Source organism: Pararhizobium qamdonense (assembly GCF_029277445.1).
Lineage (GTDB): Bacteria > Pseudomonadota > Alphaproteobacteria > Rhizobiales > Rhizobiaceae > Pararhizobium > Pararhizobium qamdonense.
Window position 1 is genome coordinate 1906750 of record NZ_CP119566.1, and the last position, 14612, is coordinate 1921361.

General features: G+C 61.6%; 14 protein-coding genes. 10 read left to right on the forward strand and 4 right to left on the reverse strand.

Annotation, left to right across the window (positions count from 1 at the left end; all coding sequences use genetic code 11):
* Window positions 1-14: 14 nt before the first annotated feature.
* Window positions 15-1043: a zinc-dependent alcohol dehydrogenase family protein gene (locus tag PYR65_RS09220; RefSeq protein WP_276120749.1), complete on the reverse strand. Its 1029-nt coding sequence runs from the start codon at window positions 1041-1043 to the stop codon at window positions 15-17.
* Window positions 1044-1228: 185 nt separating this feature from the next.
* On the opposite strand from PYR65_RS09220, the gene ypfJ reads away from it, so the two are divergent.
* The 7 genes from ypfJ (at window position 1229) to PYR65_RS09255 (ending at window position 7470) form a co-directional block, all read left to right on the forward strand.
* The gene (gene ypfJ / locus PYR65_RS09225; RefSeq protein ID WP_060638962.1) at window positions 1229-2164 is read left to right on the forward strand and encodes a KPN_02809 family neutral zinc metallopeptidase; all 936 of its coding nucleotides are present in this window, start codon (window positions 1229-1231) and stop codon (window positions 2162-2164) included.
* Between the two features lie 174 nt (window positions 2165-2338).
* Window positions 2339-2671: a hypothetical protein gene (locus PYR65_RS09230; protein ID WP_276120750.1), complete on the forward strand. Its 333-nt coding sequence runs from the start codon at window positions 2339-2341 to the stop codon at window positions 2669-2671.
* 52 nt (window positions 2672-2723) lie between these two features.
* Window positions 2724-3068, forward strand: coding sequence for a hypothetical protein (locus PYR65_RS09235; protein ID WP_276120751.1), 345 nt, complete (start codon window positions 2724-2726; stop codon window positions 3066-3068).
* 405 nt (window positions 3069-3473) lie between these two features.
* Complete coding sequence (locus PYR65_RS09240; RefSeq protein ID WP_060638965.1) at window positions 3474-4730, forward strand: TCR/Tet family MFS transporter; 1257 nt, start codon at window positions 3474-3476, stop codon at window positions 4728-4730.
* Window positions 4731-4898: 168 nt separating this feature from the next.
* Window positions 4899-6302: an MATE family efflux transporter gene (locus PYR65_RS09245; RefSeq protein WP_276120752.1), complete on the forward strand. Its 1404-nt coding sequence runs from the start codon at window positions 4899-4901 to the stop codon at window positions 6300-6302.
* 20 nt (window positions 6303-6322) lie between these two features.
* Window positions 6323-6880 carry a GNAT family N-acetyltransferase gene (locus tag PYR65_RS09250; RefSeq protein WP_276120753.1) on the forward strand — a complete coding sequence of 186 codons (558 nt, stop codon included), beginning with the start codon at window positions 6323-6325 and terminating at the stop codon, window positions 6878-6880.
* Window positions 6881-6915: 35 nt separating this feature from the next.
* The gene (locus tag PYR65_RS09255) at window positions 6916-7470 is read left to right on the forward strand and encodes a chloramphenicol phosphotransferase CPT family protein (RefSeq protein ID WP_276120754.1); all 555 of its coding nucleotides are present in this window, start codon (window positions 6916-6918) and stop codon (window positions 7468-7470) included.
* Between the two features lie 105 nt (window positions 7471-7575).
* Here the strand turns inward: PYR65_RS09255 and carA are convergent, their stop codons facing one another.
* Window positions 7576-8781: a glutamine-hydrolyzing carbamoyl-phosphate synthase small subunit gene (gene carA / locus PYR65_RS09260; protein ID WP_276120755.1), complete on the reverse strand. Its 1206-nt coding sequence runs from the start codon at window positions 8779-8781 to the stop codon at window positions 7576-7578.
* Window positions 8782-9064: 283 nt separating this feature from the next.
* On the opposite strand from carA, the gene PYR65_RS09265 reads away from it, so the two are divergent.
* A complete protein-coding gene (locus tag PYR65_RS09265; protein ID WP_276121014.1) occupies window positions 9065-9523 on the forward strand; it encodes a GatB/YqeY domain-containing protein in 459 nt (152 codons plus the stop codon).
* A gap of 89 nt (window positions 9524-9612) precedes the next feature.
* Here PYR65_RS09265 and PYR65_RS09270 read toward each other — a convergent pair whose 3' ends face one another.
* On the reverse strand, window positions 9613-9948 hold the full coding sequence (locus tag PYR65_RS09270; protein WP_060638969.1) for a BrnA antitoxin family protein: 336 nt from the start codon (window positions 9946-9948) through the stop codon (window positions 9613-9615).
* Entirely contained in the window at window positions 9911-10201 is a 291-nt protein-coding gene (locus tag PYR65_RS09275; RefSeq protein ID WP_060638992.1) for a BrnT family toxin, read from the reverse strand. The genes PYR65_RS09270 and PYR65_RS09275 overlap by 38 nt, the downstream gene beginning before the upstream one ends.
* Window positions 10202-10356: 155 nt before the next feature.
* Here PYR65_RS09275 and dnaG point away from each other — a divergent pair, with 155 nt between their 5' ends.
* Complete coding sequence (gene dnaG / locus PYR65_RS09280) at window positions 10357-12384, forward strand: DNA primase (RefSeq protein ID WP_276120756.1); 2028 nt, start codon at window positions 10357-10359, stop codon at window positions 12382-12384.
* Window positions 12385-12537: 153 nt separating this feature from the next.
* Entirely contained in the window at window positions 12538-14400 is a 1863-nt protein-coding gene (recQ, locus tag PYR65_RS09285) for a DNA helicase RecQ (RefSeq protein WP_276120757.1), read from the forward strand.
* Window positions 14401-14612 lie beyond the last annotated feature (212 nt).

Sequence of the window (14612 nt, forward strand, 5' to 3'; positions counted from 1 at the left end):
GATCCTGCGACGGACTAGTTGCGCGATGCCATCACCAGCACCTTCACTTCTCCTACAGCCGGTGGATTGCGGATCACGTCAGGCGCTTCCTCCAGCGTGATTTTCCGGGAGATCAGCTTTTCCACATTGATGATGCCGGAGGCGACGAGGTCGGCGGCGCGGCGGTGGGTAAAGGGGTTGATGAAGGAGCCGAGAACCCTGAGTTCCCGGAAGAGAATATCGAACGGCTCGATCCGCACCGTTTCGCCCTGCGCCATCACGCCGAGGATCACCACGGTGCCGCCGGCCTTGGCAAGCCGGGTCGATTGCTCGACCGTCGCGGCGACCCCGGCGCATTCGATGACCACATCGACGCCGCCGGGGACAAGGCCGTCCGGCCCGGTGATCGCAGCGATGAGATCGCGCTCCGACGGATCGATGCTGGCGGTCGCGCCCAGTTCTTCCGCCAGCTTGCGCTTGGCTTCCTGGCGGGTCGAAAGGATGACAGTAGTGGCGCCGGCAAGCTTCGCCAGCTGCACCGTCAACAGCCCGATGACGCCGCCGCCGAGCACGACGACGGAGGCGCCGGCCTTGATCCCGGCCATGTCAATGCCGTGCAGGCAGCAGGCGAGCGGCTCGCAGAAGGCGCCGTGCGCTGCCGGCATATCCAGCGGGATTTCGAAGGCCTGCTTTTGCGGCACGATCACATAATCGGCAAAGCCGCCATCGCGGCTGATGCCGATGGCCTTCAGGTTGCGGCAGAGATTGATCCTGCCTGCCTGGCATTGCGGGCAGCGGCCACAGGAAATATTGGGATCGCCGGTGATGCGGGCGCCGAGTTTGAAGCCCTTCACGTCGGCGCCCACGGCCTCGACGATGCCGCAGAATTCGTGGCCGAGCGTCACGGGCGGCGTCGAGGGAAATTCGCCGTGCAGCAGATGGCGGTCGGTGCCGCAGATGCCGCCGGCTTCCACGCGCACCAGGAGGTCGTCCGGCCCCGGAACGGGCGTCTCGATCTCGCGCACGAAGAGATTGCCGATCGATTCCAGGCGCATGGCTTTCATAGTCTCGTTCCTCCCAAAACAATGGAGGTCATACTGGCATGCGCCGCTATCCGCTGCCAACGCTTTGCCGGAATTTTAGCAACCGAAAAACTTTGTCGTTTTGCACTTGTACAAAATCGCATCTGGCGCGTTATATGAACTTGCAAAGGCATGATAGCCGCAGCGGCTAAGACGGGGAGAACATCATGGAATGGAAGGGCCGGCGCCAATCGGGCAATGTCGAGGACGCACGCGGATCGGGTCCGGTGCGGGGCGGCATGGGCGGCAATCCGTTTGGCAGGGGCGGTGGTTTCCGCCTTCCCACAGGTGGCGGCCGTGGCGGCGGCATGAGCATCGGCACGATCATCTTCCTCGTCGTCATCTATTTCGTCCTGAAGATGATGGGCATCGACATGCTCCAGGTGCTCGACGGCGGCGGCCAATCGACCGGCCAGTCCGGCTATGAGCAGTCGCAATCGCCGGCGCCGCAGGGGTCTGCCGCCGAGGAAGAGACCAAGGCTTTCGTTTCGACCGTGCTCGCCGAAACCGAAGACACCTGGAACGGCATCTTCCAGGCCAACGGCGAGACCTATGTAGAGCCCAAGCTTGTCCTCTTCCGCGATGGCATCAATTCGGCCTGCGGTTCTGCGTCGTCGGCGAGCGGCCCGTTCTATTGCCCGGGCGACCAGAAGGTCTATCTCGACATGGCCTTCTTCGATGAACTGTCGCAGAAATTCAACGCGTCCGGCGATTTCGCCGAGGCCTATGTGATTGCCCACGAAGTCGGCCATCACGTCCAGAACCTGCTTGGCATTCTGCCGAAGGTGAATGAGCAGCGCCAGCGCATGAGCGAGGCCGATTCCAACCAGATGTCGGTGCGGGTGGAGCTGCAGGCGGATTGCTTTGCCGGCATCTGGGGCAAATATACCCAGCAGAAGGGCCTTCTCGAGCAGGGCGACCTGGAAGAGGCGCTGAATGCCGCGACCCAGATCGGCGACGATACGCTGCAAAAGCGCACCCAAGGCTATGTCGTGCCGGAAAGCTTCAACCACGGCACCTCGGCGCAGCGCGCCACCTGGTTCAAGCGCGGCTTCGACAGTGGCAAGCTTGATGCCTGCGATACGTTCAACAGCAATATCTGAACAGCTGACGGCGCGTCCCTGATCGGGCGCGCCGCAATTTCCTATCCGGTCTCAAAAAGTTCAATCTCAAAAAGTTGAACCCGCCCGCCAATCGCAAATGCTGCGGGATACCCTATATCTCTTCTATCAAGCGGATGCTGCCGGACATGCCGGACGCCAGCGAAGGAGAAGAGCATGCGGAAAATCCTCACCCTGACAGTCACCGCTGCAGCGCTTGCCCTGTCTGCGGCAGCGCCGGTGGCGGCGAACGAAACGCTCAGCATCATTCTGTTCGGTCACCCCTTGGAGCCAGGCTTCGCCATCGTCTGGATCCCGGTCAGCGACCACGACGACAAGCGGGCGGCCAATTACCGGAATCCATCCGCAGAAACCCGCGCTGAGGCGCAAGCCGAAATCGCCTCCAATCCCGGCATCCGGGCGACGCTGGAGCGGCGCAATATCCAGCCGCACAATGTTCTTGCCATCCAGACCGCGCTGAATGGCGGCAAGATCATTTACGCACGTTGACCACCCGTCGCCTGCGGTGCATCCGCCTGCAGCCGCCTGAAGGAGAAAGACATTGAAAAAGCTCGTTACGCTCGTTCTCGCTGCGGCCCTTCTGGCACCCCTTGGTGCGGGTCTTACGTCCGCACCCGCCTTTGCCCAGCAGGCGCTTTCCAGCCGCCAGGCCGCCCATCCGGGGATTACGGTGGTGATTGTCGGCGACTTCTACGATCCCGACAATTCCTGGCACATACCGCGCAAGTACCGCGATCCATCGCCACAAACCTTTGCCGAGGGTCAGGAAGAAATCCGCAACACGCCCGGTATCCGCGCCATCCTGCAGCGGCGCGGCATTCCGGCGCGCAACGTCAACGGCGTCCAGACCGCCTTGAACGGCGGCAAGATCGTTTACGTGAGGTGATGCGGCGGTCGCCTGCCGCGCAACATCCCGGCGTGTCTTGAGACCATCTCCACGCCGGGTGATCCCTGTTTGATTCCCGCCATTCTCTTGTGACCTTCTCCTTGAGTTTAACCAGAGGTCTTTGGGTTAACCGCGACGCCGCGCCGGCACGTCAAAAGGTGATTTTTCGAGAGCTTGGCCTGCCTTCTTCGCCATGAGGGGCGGAGCGCAAGATTTCCGAACCCCTTCAATCTTCGCGGCGGCTGTCATCGTTCGCCGCTGCTCATCAATGTTCCCGAACCAATCATCAAGAACATTGAAATGTTCACGTATTGTTTCGGCTAAAATTTTCCGGTACAGACGATTTGCCTGTCATGTTTGCGTTCTGTATCCGCGTGCCGCCGGATGCCCAATGAGGTTTGTTCGATGATCGATCCGAAGTCAGCGCGGCGTGGCCTGTCTCTGGTTTTTCTCATCCTGTTCCTCGATATTATGGGCATCGCCATCATCGTGCCGGTGCTGCCTGCCTATCTGGAGGAGTTGACCGGCGACACGATCAGCCAGGCGGCGGTCGATGGCGGCTGGCTGCTTCTCGTCTATTCCGGCATGCAGTTCCTCTTCGCGCCGCTGATCGGCAATCTGTCCGACCGTTTCGGCCGCCGTCCGGTCCTGCTCGCCTCCGTGCTGACGTTTGCGCTCGACAATCTGATCTGTGCGCTGGCGACGACCTACTGGATGCTGTTTGTCGGGCGGGTGCTGGCCGGCATCAGCGGCGCCAGTTTTTCCACCGCCGCCGCCTATATTGCCGATGTCAGCGACGACACGAACCGCGCCAAGAATTTCGGCCTGATCGGCATCGCCTTTGGCACCGGCTTTGCGCTCGGGCCTGTGCTCGGCGGTCTGCTTGGCGAATTCGGCCCGCGCATTCCCTTTTACGGCGCAGCCGCCCTGTCCTTCGTCAATTTCGTTCTCGCCTGGTTCCTGTTGCCCGAAACGCTGGAAAGCCACAACCGCCGCCGGTTCGAATTAAAGCGCGCCAATCCGCTGGGGGCGATCCGGCAGATGCGCAATTATCCCGGCATCGGTTGGGTTCTCCTCGTCTTCTTCCTGTTCTGGCAGGCGCATGCGGTTTATCCCGCCGTCTGGTCGTTCGTCGGTGCCTATCGTTACGGCTGGAGCGAGGGGCAGATCGGCCTGTCGCTCGGTGTCTTCGGGATCTGCGGCGCCCTGGTGATGGGCTTTGTCCTGCCCAAGATCATTCCGCGCTTGGGCGAATGGAAAACCGGCGCCGTCGGGCTGATCTTCACCGGGCTCGGGCTTGCCGGTTATGCGTTGGCCGTGCAGGGCTGGATGATCTATGCCGTCATCATCGTCACCTGTTTGGAAGCGCTCGCCGATCCGCCGCTGCGCAGCATCGCCTCGGCCAAGGTTCCGCCCTCGGCGCAGGGCGAGTTGCAGGGCGCCCTGTCGAGCATTTCGAGCTTCACGACGATCCTTGGACCGCTGATGTTCGCGCAGATCTTCAGCATTTTCACCGCACCGCAAGCCCCCGTTACCTTCGCCGGAGCGCCCTATATTCTCGGCGCCGTCTTCGTCGCCCTCGCCATTGCCGTCTATATTCTGAAAGTGCAACCGGCCCCGGCCGCCGTTGATGGTGATCGTGTTGCCTCACAAGCGAATTGAGAGTGTCTCGCATTTCAGTGCAAAAAATGATCAAGTTTTGTGATGTTTCGATGAAAAAATAAGCACTCTTGCCGTTCTGGCTGGCGCTTTTCAATCGGTTGTTCTATTTCCCAATCTTCCGTCTTGCGGCCCATACCGGTAGCGACGAAGCCAAAGGCCTTTCCTCACATGCTGACTTCAAACCCTGTCGATACGGGCGTCCGCACCGATAATTCCTGGCCGGCACATTACCGCGCCACCATCGCGCTCGGGCTGCCCTTCGTCGGCGCCCAGCTGGCGCAGTTCGCTATCCATGCCACCGACGTGCTGATGGTCGGCCGCCTTGGCACGACCGAGCTTGCGGCGATGGTTCTGGCCGCGCAGATGTTTTTCACCATCTTCATTTTCGGCTCGGGCTTTGCAAATGCCGTCGTGCCGATCGTGGCGCAGGCCGAAGGCCGGGGTGACCGCGTCGCCGTGCGCCGGGCCGTGCGCATGGGCATGTGGGCGGTGCTCGGCTACGGGGTCATCATGGCGCCGGTTCTGTGGCAGGCCGAACATGTTCTGCTGCTGCTTGGCCAGAAGCCGGAGGTCGCCACCCTTGCCGGACATTATCTGAATGTCGCCCTGTGGGGCATGTTCCCGGCGCTGCTGTTCATGGTCCTGCGCGGCTTTTTGAGCTCGCTCGAGCGTGCCGGCATCATCCTTTATGTGACAATCATCGTGTTGCTCGCCAATGCCGCACTTTGCTATGTGTTCATCTATGGTCATTTCGGCGCGCCGGCGCTTGGCATTGTCGGTGCCGGTATTTCGGCGCTGATCGTCAATACGCTGAGCTTTGTCCTGCTCTACATCTATATCCAGGCGCAGCCGCTGACCCGGTCCTACGAGATTTTCGTGCGCTTCTGGCGGCCGGACTGGCCCGTGCTGAAGGAGGTCGTCAAGCTCGGCCTGCCGATCGCCGTTACCATCCTGGCGGAAGTCAGCCTGTTTACCGTCGCCTCGCTGCTGATGGGGATGATCGGCACTGTCGAGCTTGCCGCCCATGGTATTGCGCTGCAGTTTGCCTCGGTCGCCTTCATGGTGCCGCTCGGGCTGGCGCAGGTTGCGACCGTCCGCATCGGCCTTGCCCACGGCCGCCGCGACGCCGAGGGCATCAAGCGGGCGGCGATTGCCGTTTTCGTCATCGGCTGCGGCTTCGCCGTCATCGGCAGCCTGGTTTTTGCGATATTTTCGCATGAGCTGGCCGCGATGTATCTCGATACAAGACGGCCGGATGCGGCCCAGGTTCTCGCCTATGCCGGACCGCTGATCGTCATTGCCGGTGCGTTCCAGCTGGTCGATGGCGTCCAGGCGCTGGCCGCCGGCATGCTGCGCGGCCTGAAGGACACGACCGTGCCGATGGTTCTTGCGCTGGTCTCCTATTGGGCGATCGGCTTCGTCGCCGCCTATTTTCTGGCCTTCCATTTCGGCTTCGGCGGTGTCGGCGTCTGGTATGGCTTCGTGCTCGGCCTTGCCGCCGCCAGCATCTCGCTGACCTGGCGCTTCTTCATCTTCCTGTCGCGGGAGCGCAAGCTTCTGGCGGCCAAATAGGGTGAAACATGGAGATGGATATGCCGGACAGAGAATTGAACTTTCAGCCGGAGTTGACCGGTGAAACGCTGTATCTACGCCCTTTGAAGGCCGGGGATTTCGACGGGCTTTTTACCGCTGGCAGCGATCCGGCAGTTTGGGCTGGGCACCCGGCCAAAGAGCGTTACAAGCCGGAAATCTTTCGCCAATATTTCGATGCCCAGATGGCCAGCAAGAGCACGCTGGTCTTCATCGAGCGGGAGACCGGGAAACTGATTGGCTGCTCGCGCTACTATGTGGCGCCGGACCAGCCGCAGGCTGTCGCGATCGGTTTCACCTTCCTCAACAATGCTTATTGGGGTGGCACCACCAATTTCGAGATCAAGCGTCTGATGCTCGATCATGCCTTTGAGAGTGTCGATGACGTGTGGTTCCATATCGATCCCACCAATATCCGCTCGCAAAAGGCGACCGCCAAACTCGGGGCGGTGCATGCCTATGATGCGGTGCTGGATATTTCCGGTTCACCGGTGAACTGGATGTGCTTCCGCTTGACCCGGGATGCCTGGGCCAACGTCAGATCCGCACACCGGCGCTGACCGGGAATCCTTTCCTGCCGCGCAAGGAAGAGCAAATGGGAACTGGGCGGATCATTTTTCTGAACGGCACGTCGAGCAGCGGCAAGACGACGCTGGCCACGGCGCTTCGCGAAGCGCTTGACGCGCCGTTCTGCTTCTATGCGTCGGACCAGCTGGCCGATGCCGGATTTCGGACGATTAGAGCCTCATTTATCGTACGAGACTCTAAACGCCGCGTCCGGCACGATCCCGCCTCGGGCGAACGCCAAAGGTTTTTCGACGGTTTTCACCGCTCCATCGCCGCATTCGCGCAAGCGGGAAACGACCTGATCGTCGAACACATTATCGAAGAACAGAGCTGGGCGGACAAGCTGAACATCCTGTTGGGTGATCTCGACGTGTTCCGGATCGGCGTGCATGCGCCGATCGAGGAGATCGAACGGCGGGAGAGGGATAGGGGCAACCGGCAGATCGGCGAAGCCCGCTATCACCTGAAAACCCACGGCTTCTGCACATATGATCTTGAAGTCGATACCAGCGAACCGATCGATCAGTTGGCCGAGCGTATCGTCGCGGCATGGACCCATCGCAGGGCGCCAAACCGCGCCTGACGTGTGTGGTAGCAGGAAGCGTTCGGCTAATTTCGAAGCCCGGATGCAAAAGCCCCGGTACTCCGTTGGGAGACCAGGGCTTTTGGCATGTCACGATGGTGACGATCAGCGTTCGGCCAGCACCGGTTCGCCCTTCTTTTCGCGCACCAGATTGATGAAGCGGCGGAAGAGATAGTGGCTGTCCTGCGGGCCGGGCGAGGCTTCCGGGTGATGCTGGACCGAAAAAACCGGCTTGCCGGTGAGGCGCAGGCCGCAATTGGTGCCGTCGAACAGGGAAATATGAGTCTCTTCAACGCCTTCCGGCAGGGACTTCGAATCCACCGCGAAGCCGTGATTCATCGAGACGATCTCGACCTTGCCCGTCGTGTGGTCCTTGACCGGATGGTTGGCGCCGTGATGGCCCTGGTGCATCTTTTCGGTGGTGGCGCCCAGTGCCAGGCCGAGCATCTGGTGGCCAAGGCAGATGCCGAACAGCGGGATATCGCTCTTGATCAGCTCCTGGATCACCGGAACCGCATATTCGCCGGTGGCCGCCGGGTCGCCCGGACCGTTCGACAGGAAGATGCCGTCGGGCTTTTGCGCCAGAACATCCTCGGCTGAAGTCGTTGCTGGCATGACGGTGACCTTGCAGCCAAGGCCCGTGAACAGGCGCAGGATGTTGCGCTTGACGCCATAGTCGAGCGCCACGACATGATGTGTGGTGTCGGCGTCCGCCAGTTCATCATAGCCTTCGTTCCACACCCAGGGCTTTTCGCTCCAGCGCGAGGTCTGGCCGGAGGAGGCGACCTTGGCAAGGTCGAGACCTTCAAGCCCGCTCCAGGCCTTGGCTTCCGCCTTCAGCGCCTCGATATCGAAAACGCCGTTCGGGTCGTGGGCGATCACCGCGTTCGGCGCGCCGTTCTCGCGGATCCAGGCGGTGAGCGCGCGGGTATCGATGCCGCACATGCCGATGATGCCACGGGCCTTCAGCCAGGTGTCGAGGTCCTTTGCGGCGCGGTAGCTGGACGGGTCGGTGATATCGGCCTTGAAGATGACGCCGACCGCGCCGTGGCGGGCAGCCGGCGTCAGGTCTTCGATATCCTCGTCATTGGCGCCGATATTGCCGATATGCGGGAAGGTGAAGGTGACGATCTGGCCGAGATAGGAGGGGTCGGTCATGATCTCCTGGTAGCCGGTCAGCGCGGTGTTGAACACCACTTCGGCCTGCACCTTGCCGGTGGCGCCGATGCCCTTGCCTTCGATCACGGTGCCGTCGGCCAAAACGAGCAGGGCGGTGGGTTTTGCTGATGTCCAGGGGGCTGTCGCGGTCATTGTCTTCATCCCGTTCAGGCGGCGCGGCGCGGACACTCCTCAGGGGAATGCCGCCCGGCCGATATGGTTCGCAGGCGGGCAGATGCGGGCGATGGGCGCGCGCTGTCAGGCCTGGTCACGATGTTGGTGCAGGTGACGGTCAATAACTGGAGCATCCGGCAAGGTCAATCTTGAAGACGGGCCGATCGGGCTTTTCCTGCGGCTTTTACCGCGAATTCTCGCATTTCGTTTGCTCCGGCTCGTGCCGCTGGTTTAAGAAACGCCATCAAACAGGAGTAAGACAATCATGCGCGATCAACTCGCTGCCGCCCTCAAGGATGCGATGAAATCGAAGGATGCGCCGCGCCTTTCCACCATCCGTCTCATCCAGTCGGAGATTAAGACCCGCGATATCGCCAATCGGGGTGCCGGCAAAGGCGACGCCAGCGACGACGAAATCCTGCAGATCATGGCCAAGATGGTCAAGCAGCGCGAGGAATCAGCCAAGATCTACGAGGACAATGCCCGCCCGGAACTGGCCGCCAAGGAACGTGCCGAAATCGTCGTGGTGCAGGACTTCATGCCCAAGCAGCTCAGCGAAGCGGATGTCCGCGCCAATGTCGCTGCCGCGATCACGGAAGCCGGCGCCAGCGGGCTTAAAGACATGGGCAAGGTCATGGCGGTGCTGAAAGAGCGCTATGCCGGCCAGATGGATTTCGCCAAGGCCTCGGCAGTGCTCAAGGAACTGCTGACAGCTGCCTGACCGCTGATTTCGCCTGCCGTATTTTCCGGCGCGGTCTGCGCATGAAAGGCCGCGTCGATGATCGCAAATTTTTCCGCTTGGCAGTGCCGCTATCCGTTCTTGCGGTTCTTCTGCTCGGTCATGAAATGCCGCAGCACCGCGTTCATGCGGGTCTGATAGCCCTTGCCGCTCTTCTTGAAGAAATCGATGACGTCCTCGTCGAGCCGGATCGAAACGGCCTTCTTCGGGGTCGGGTAGACGATCGTGGCCTTCGACCAGTCGACATCCATGAATTCTGCCCAGTCGGGATCGTCCCGCATGGCCGCCATAATGTCCTCATCCGTCATGGCGGCGACGCGCGCCCAATCGGTCAGTGTTTTTTCGCCACGCGCCCGCTTTTCGAGTATTTCATCGAGGGAAATTCTGGTGATAGATTCTTTGCTCATTTTTATGTGCCGGCCGGGCGGAGATGATCCTGCAAATTTCCCCTCGCATCGTGTAGACGACAGTGATGATGCGGTTGGTCTCTGGGCAGATCGCCAACGTCCGGACTTCTCCGTTTCTGATGGTTTGAAACTCGATCCTGAATTCTTGCAGAGCGAGCACGGCATCTTCAAAGTCGATGCCGTGCTTTGCCATATTGCCGAGCCGCTTTTGGTTATCCCACTCAAAAAACGCCAACGGTTGTGGGTCCAACATGAAAATGCTTACCACCGTAATCAGACCCTTTATACCAATACAGATTGTATATACAGAAAAGAAACCCGTCAACCTGTGAATTGCGGGTATGATCTGTCCACTCTGTAGCGCGGCCGGCGATTGCCGCCTATATGAAAGCCAGCCCAGAGGTATTCATGCGATTTTCCAACTCTTTCCTTGACGAGATCCGCGACCGCGTTCCCATTTCGGACGTGATCGGCAAACGCGTCACCTGGGATCGCAAGAAAACCAACGCCTCGCGCGGCGACTATTGGGCCTGCTGCCCGTTTCACGGCGAGAAATCGCCGAGCTTCCATTGCGAGGATCGCAAGGGCCGTTACCATTGCTTCGGCTGCGGCGTGTCGGGCGATCATTTCCGGTTCCTCACCGATCTCGACGGCATGGCCTTTCCCGAAGCCGTGCAGCAGATCGCCGATCTCGCCGGCATCGCCATGCCGCAGCCGGATGCCGAGGCGGAAAAGCGCGACCGCCAGCGCATCGGCCTGCAGGACGTCATGGAAGTGGCGACGCAGTTCTTCCAGGATCAGCTGCAGACCGCAAACGGCGCCAAGGCGCGCGCTTACTTGCGCGACCGGGGCCTGGCCGGGCGCACGATCGAGACGTTCCGCCTGGGTTATGCGCCGGAAAGCCGCAATGCGCTGAAGGAGTTTCTGGCCGGAAAGGGTGTGCCGAAGGATCAGATCGAGGCCTGCGGCCTGGTCGTTCACGGTGCCGATATTCCCGTCTCCTACGACCGGTTCCGTGATCGCATCATGTTCCCGATCCTGTCGTCGCGCGAAAAGGTCATCGCCTTTGGCGGCCGCGCCATGTCGCCGGATGCGCCGGCCAAGTACCTCAATTCCAACGAGACCGAGCTCTTCCACAAGGGCAACGTGCTCTACAATTTTTCACGCGCCCGCAAGGCGATGTCCGGTACTGGCCGCGATGGCAAAGCCGCGCAAAGCGAAAATGCTGCAGGCACGATCATTGCCGTTGAAGGCTATATGGACGTGATTGCGCTGCATCAGGCCGGCATCGAAAATGCCGTGGCGCCGCTCGGGACCGCGCTCACCGAAAACCAGATGGCGCTGTTGTGGAAGCTCACACCACAGCCGGTGCTCTGCTTTGATGGCGATGGCGCCGGTATCCGTGCGGCCAACCGCGCCGTCGATCTGGCGCTGCCGCATCTGAAACCCGGCTTTTCCGTCCGCTTCGCCATGCTGCCGGATGGCAAGGATCCCGACGATCTCGTGCGCAACGAGGGCAGGGCGCCGTTCGACAAGGTGATGGCATCGGCCCGCTCGCTGTCGGAAATGGTCTGGCTGCGCGAGGCTCAGGCAGGGTCGTTCGATACGCCGGAAAGCCGCGCCCAGCTGGAAGCGACCCTGAAACAGGTCGTGTCGGTCATATCGGACGAAAATGTCCGCCGCCATTATGGCCAGGATGTCCGTGACCGGCTGAACCAGTTTTTCCAAGGGGCATCCCGCCAGCATAACGGCCAGCGCGGCGGCTTCGACCGCAACCAGCGGCAGGGCGCAAACCGCGGGGGTGGCCAGGGCCGCGGCGCACAGCAGGGCGGGCGCATGCAGGAACGCTCGGGCATTTCCGACCGGCTTGCGCGCTCGTCGCTGGTCAGCGGCCATCAGGCCCTACCGCCCTTGCGCGAAAGCGTGCTGGCGCTCACCATCGTCAACCATCCGCAATTGCTGTTTGAAGAATATGACGAGATTTCCGCGATCGAATACGATAATCGCGATCTGCAGCGCTTCTGGTCGTCGGTGCTCAACGCCGCCGCTGCCAAAGGCCCGCGCCTGTCGCGCGAAATCCTCATCGAGCAGCTCGAGGCCGAAGGCTTCGATACGCTGCTGAAATCGCTCGACCAGCAGATCCGCTTTGCCCGCCTGTGGACCGCAACCACGGCCGCCGCACCCGAGGACGCCCGCGAAGGCTACCTGCAGGCGCTCGCCCTGCATCAGCGCACCAAGGCGCTCCTGTGGCAACGCCGCGAACTGGAAAGCGAACTCGCCTACGCCACCGAAGAAGGCGACGACGACACCGTCAGCCAGATTCTGCGCAATCTGCAGGAAGTCCAGCTGGAAGTCACCCGGCTCGAAAACCAGGAAGCGATCATCGATGGTTTTGGCGTGCTGTCGGGGCGTGTGAAGGGGCCTGCGGGGAAGTAGCGGCAGCGACAGGGTTGGAGATGACCCATCCGGCTGCGCATTTAATCTAGGGATGGGTGCCGCTGATCCGGGTCACCGTTGGAAACGTGGCAAAACCCTCGCCCCCATCCCCGCACCTGTGCCATAGTCGGCTTCCCCCACGAAAGCGATTCCATGCCGCAGACCCAGAACCGTATCGATCCGATCTTTGACGCTGACGGCGTGCAAAACCCGTTATCCGTGCTGAAGAGGGTCTATGGTTATCCTGCCTTTCGCGGCAAGCAGGCGGCGGTGGTGGAGCGCGTGGTGTCGGGCGGCGATGCCGTGGTGCTGTTTCCGACCGGGGCCGGTAAATCGCTCTGCTTCCAGATCCCGGCGCTCTGCCGTGATGGCGTCGGCATTGTCGTATCGCCGCTGATTGCGCTGATGCGCGATCAGGTAGAGGCGCTGAAGCAGCTGGGGGTGCGGGCGGCTGCGCTCAATTCCTCGCTGTCGCGCGAGGAATTCCTCGATGTCCGCCGCGCCATCGCCAATGGCGGGCTCGATCTTCTTTATGTGACGCCGGAGCGCATCGTGACGCCCGCCTTCAAGGAGATGATCGGCTCTGCGAAGATTTCGCTGTTTGCCATCGACGAGGCGCATTGCGTCTCGCAATGGGGCCATGATTTTCGCCCGGAATACCGGGAATTGGGGCAGCTTGGCGATCATTATCCCGGCGTGCCGCGCATGGCGCTGACGGCCACGGCCGATCCGCACACGCGCGAAGACATTATCGACAAGCTCGGCCTGCGCTCCGCCGAAGTCTTCACAACCTCGTTCGACCGGCCCAACATCGCCTATGAAATCGTCGAGCGCGACCAGCCGCGCCAGCAGCTTCTGCGCTTCCTGTCGCGCCATACCGGCTCCAGCGGCATCGTCTATTGCCTGTCGCGCGCCAAGGTGGAGGACACGGCCGAATGGCTGAACGGGCAGGGGATCCGCGCGCTCGCCTATCATGCCGGCATGGACCGCGCCGTGCGCGATGCCAATCAGGATGCCTTCCTCAAGGAAGAGGATCTTTGCCTGGTGGCGACGGTCGCCTTCGGCATGGGCATCGACAAGCCGAACGTGCGCTATGTCGCCCATCTCGATCTGCCGGGTTCGGTCGAGGCCTATTATCAGGAAACCGGCCGTGCCGGACGCGACGGGCTGCCTTCGGACGTGTGGATGGCCTATGGCATGGCCGATGTCATCCAGCGCGGCCGGATGATTGATGGCGGCACCTCGGGCGACGATATCAAGCGGGTCGAGCGCGCCAAGCTGAATGCACTTCTGGCCATCTGCGAAACCCCCGGCTGCCGCCGCCAATCGATCCTTGCGCATTTCGGCGAGGCGCATGGCGGGCAGTGCGGCAATTGCGATACCTGCATCAATCCGGTCGAAACCTGGGACGGGACCGATGCTGCGATCAAGGCGCTGGCGGCGATCTACCGCACCGGCGAGCGGTTCGGCACCGGCCATCTGATCGATGTGCTGCTCGGCACTGAAAACGAAAAGACCGAACGCTTCGGCCACAGCAAGATGCCGGTCTTCGGGGCCGGCAAGGATATCGCCTCGAAAACCTGGCAGTCGGTCTATCGCCAGCTTCTCGCCGCCGGTCTGATCAGCGTCGATCACGAAGCGTTCGGCGCGCTGAAGCTGGAGCCGGAAGCGCGCGCCGTCTTCAAACGCGAACGCGAGGTCCGCTTCCGCAAGGACCGCCCGGTTTCGGGCAAAGGCAAGGGCAAGAATGCCCGGCAATCGGCCGCATCGGGCGCCAGGTCGGCTTTGGCGGGTTCGGATGCCGAGCTGTTCGAGGCCTTGCGCCGGGCCCGCTCCGGCATCGCCAAGGAACTCGGCGTGCCGCCCTATGTCGTCTTCCCCGACACCACCCTCATCGCCTTCGCCACCGCCCGCCCGCAGGATCACGACTCACTTCTCGGCATTTCCGGCGTCGGCCAGTCGAAACTCGAGCGTTACGGTGACGCGTTCCTGGATGTGATCCGGGGATTTGATTGACCTCGGGTTCCTCTTCTCCCGAGAGAAAAGATGGCCAGAAGCGCGGATGACGGCCTCTTCCTCTTCTCCCCGGCGGGGAGAAGGTGCCCGAAGGGCGGATGAGGGGGCGATACGCTCAGAATGTGCCGAACCGCCCCCTCATCGCCTCGCATGCGCTCGGCACTTCTCCCCGCTGGGAACCGTTGCATAATCGTCGAATTGACTGATGTGGC

What these genes read in the sequence shown, in the direction of transcription:
- PYR65_RS09220 (WP_276120749.1), bottom strand. Translation starts at nt 1,043, where the DNA reads ATGAAAGCCATGCGCCTGGAATCGATCGGCAATCTCTTCGTGCGCGAG.
- ypfJ (WP_060638962.1), top strand. Translation starts at nt 1,229, where the DNA reads ATGGAATGGAAGGGCCGGCGCCAATCGGGCAATGTCGAGGACGCACGC.
- PYR65_RS09230 (WP_276120750.1), top strand. Translation starts at nt 2,339, where the DNA reads ATGCGGAAAATCCTCACCCTGACAGTCACCGCTGCAGCGCTTGCCCTG.
- PYR65_RS09240 (WP_060638965.1), top strand. Translation starts at nt 3,474, where the DNA reads ATGATCGATCCGAAGTCAGCGCGGCGTGGCCTGTCTCTGGTTTTTCTC.
- PYR65_RS09245 (WP_276120752.1), top strand. Translation starts at nt 4,899, where the DNA reads ATGCTGACTTCAAACCCTGTCGATACGGGCGTCCGCACCGATAATTCC.
- PYR65_RS09250 (WP_276120753.1), top strand. Translation starts at nt 6,323, where the DNA reads ATGCCGGACAGAGAATTGAACTTTCAGCCGGAGTTGACCGGTGAAACG.
- PYR65_RS09255 (WP_276120754.1), top strand. Translation starts at nt 6,916, where the DNA reads ATGGGAACTGGGCGGATCATTTTTCTGAACGGCACGTCGAGCAGCGGC.
- carA (WP_276120755.1), bottom strand. Translation starts at nt 8,781, where the DNA reads ATGACCGCGACAGCCCCCTGGACATCAGCAAAACCCACCGCCCTGCTC.
- PYR65_RS09270 (WP_060638969.1), bottom strand. Translation starts at nt 9,948, where the DNA reads ATGAGCAAAGAATCTATCACCAGAATTTCCCTCGATGAAATACTCGAA.
- PYR65_RS09275 (WP_060638992.1), bottom strand. Translation starts at nt 10,201, where the DNA reads ATGTTGGACCCACAACCGTTGGCGTTTTTTGAGTGGGATAACCAAAAG.
- dnaG (WP_276120756.1), top strand. Translation starts at nt 10,357, where the DNA reads ATGCGATTTTCCAACTCTTTCCTTGACGAGATCCGCGACCGCGTTCCC.
- recQ (WP_276120757.1), top strand. Translation starts at nt 12,538, where the DNA reads ATGCCGCAGACCCAGAACCGTATCGATCCGATCTTTGACGCTGACGGC.